Raw genomic sequence first — 2,409 nt, 5'->3', positions numbered from 1 at the left:
AATTGATGTCAACTAAGTTTTTTATTTCGTTTGTCGTTTTCTGCGTTATTGCATCGGCGACTTGTTCTATATTACACTCCATTTATACAATCGTCAATACGTTTTTTAAAAAACTTTATATTTTATAAATTTCATTTACATATTTCTTCTATAGTCATATACAAGCAACCCATAAAACTCTCTATGGGTTGCTATCCAATAATAAAGACTATTGTTCTTTTGACGGCACTGAACAACTTCCATCAGTACAAGAAAGATCGCTTCCACCATCTGCTGAAAGTTCCTGTAACTTCGGTGCAGGATTCTCTTCTTCCCAAACTTGCTGAAGTGCACCAACAAAAGTTTCAAGTGGTTGCGCACCTGAAATAGCATACTTCTGATTAATAATAAAATAAGGTACTCCCGAAATTTGATATTGCTGAGCAACCGCCTCATCAATTCTAACATCATTGGCATACGCATTTTTATCATTAATAACATGTAAAGCTTCTTGCTTATCTAAACCTGAAGCTTCAGCGATAGTAGCTAGCGTATCCACATCACTCAAGTTCTTTGATTCAGTAAAATATGCAAAAAGAAGATTTTCTGTAATCTCCTTTTCCTTCCCTTGATCCTTCGCAAACTTCGCTAGACGATGCGCATCAAAAGTGTTCGTTGGCTTCATCTCATCAAAATTAAAACTTAAACCCATACTAGCTGCATGATTTCCTAGTTGTACATTATTACGCTTAGCTTCTTCAATACTAATCCCATACTTTGATGCAAGCACTTCATTAATACTCGTTCCAGAGTAAACGGGAGTATTCGGATCTAGCTCAAAACTTTTAAACTCAACTTCAACATCCTTCTTATGCGGAAATTGCTCTAAAGCCATCTCTAATCTACGCTTCCCAATATAGCAAAATGGACATACAAAATCTGACCATACTTCAATTTTCATATTAACACCTCTTTAAAACTTAGTTTTCAATCATTGTAGCACTGAGATTAAGGAATTCAAAAGTTTTTGCTCTATTTTCTTCTATAGTACATACAAAAATATACTTATAGCAGAATACCTAATTAGAAAAAAACGATAATCAAAAGGGCAGACTATTCCCCTCCGATTATCGTCTATAAAAATGAAACAACTTTAATTATGCCGGAATATACTTCTCTACGAATTTCCATACAGTATTCCAATATTTATTTGAATCTACTTTCTCCGCTTCCCCATGCCCGGCACCTGGAACAATTAACTTCTCTTTTTCTACTTTTGCAGCATTATACACCTGATCTAGCATTTCAAAAGGAACAAATGTATCAGCATTCCCATGGATAAATAGCATAGGTGTTTTACTTCTCTCAACTTGTTTCACAGCTGAAGCCTCTTCTAAATCATATCCCGCCCTCAATTTAGTAACTGTATTGGCCGCATTCATAACAGGAAACTTCGGTAAGTGGAATAAATCTTTTAGTTGATACGTAAATTCATCACTAACAGTTGAGTATCCGCAATCTTCAATAATAACTTTAACGTTTGAAGGTAAATCTTCGCCTGAAGTCATCATTACAGTTGCTCCCCCCATAGAAATACCATATAGAGCTATTTCAGCATTAGGATCTTTCTTTAAAATTTGTTGAATCCACAGTAGGACATCTTTACGATCATGCCAGCCCATACCAACATAATCCCCTTCACTATTTCCATGTCCACGAAGGTCTGGTGCTATGACATTATAGCCTCGTTCATAAAAGTTCCGAATATATTTCGTCATTTCTGATGCTCTGCCATTATATCCATGAACTACAATTGCCCATTTATGGCTAGATGATTCATTCATATATTCATAACCTTTTAAATTCAGCTTATCGAAAGAACGTATAGTTAATGTGTTCGGTTTATATTTCGATACAAAATCCGCATTCTTTTTTTCATTCGTAGCCAATACATCTCCCGATGCATTCACTGTTTCCGCCAAATGAGGGTTATCTTGCAAAAATTCTTTTTCTTGTTTCGCATTCAATGCGTAGTTATAAAAATAATTCCCAACTAACATATACGCGATTGTTAGAAGCACTAAAACTACTATAGTAATCATACCTATCTTTTTCATATTATCTCCTTTTTCCAAATTAAATCTCTTATGTTAACGTACCTCAAAAACAACTGTACTATTTTAACATACCGGTGAATCTTATCTATAAGAAATAAAATAGAAAATCTTAAATTACATATTAAAAATCACGAAAGAAACAGAATAGAACTTATATAGATATGTAACCAAAAATCTTAAAAGAATAGGGAGTTCTTTAAAATCCAGGTAGTATTTGGCATTGAAAAGAAGTTATAAAACACAAAAAAGACGAGTCATTCTGACTCGTCTTAAGCTTGCTTGGCGACGTCCTACTCTCACAGGGACAAGGTCC

General features: G+C 34.4%; 2 protein-coding genes. Both read right to left on the bottom strand.

Annotated elements, in window-relative coordinates; genetic code table 11:
- Positions 1 to 208 precede the first annotated feature (208 nt).
- Positions 209 to 940: a DsbA family oxidoreductase gene (locus JDS98_RS29535; protein WP_000687921.1), complete on the bottom strand. Its 732-nt coding sequence runs from the start codon at positions 938 to 940 to the stop codon at positions 209 to 211.
- Positions 941 to 1,136: 196 nt separating this feature from the next.
- A complete protein-coding gene (locus JDS98_RS29530) occupies positions 1,137 to 2,096 on the bottom strand; it encodes an alpha/beta hydrolase (RefSeq protein WP_033663369.1) in 960 nt (319 codons plus the stop codon).
- Positions 2,097 to 2,409: the final 313 nt, after the last annotated feature.

This window comes from Bacillus cereus group sp. N11 (genome assembly GCF_016483605.1).
Lineage (GTDB): Bacteria > Bacillota > Bacilli > Bacillales > Bacillaceae_G > Bacillus_A > Bacillus_A toyonensis.
This window is presented reverse-complemented; position numbering and strand designations above follow the sequence as displayed.

Bases quoted from the DNA above. Each gene is read 5' to 3' on its own strand.
- JDS98_RS29535 (WP_000687921.1), bottom strand. From the start codon at position 940: ATGAAAATTGAAGTATGGTCAGATTTTGTATGTCCATTTTGCTATATT.
- JDS98_RS29530 (WP_033663369.1), bottom strand. From the start codon at position 2,096: ATGAAAAAGATAGGTATGATTACTATAGTAGTTTTAGTGCTTCTAACA.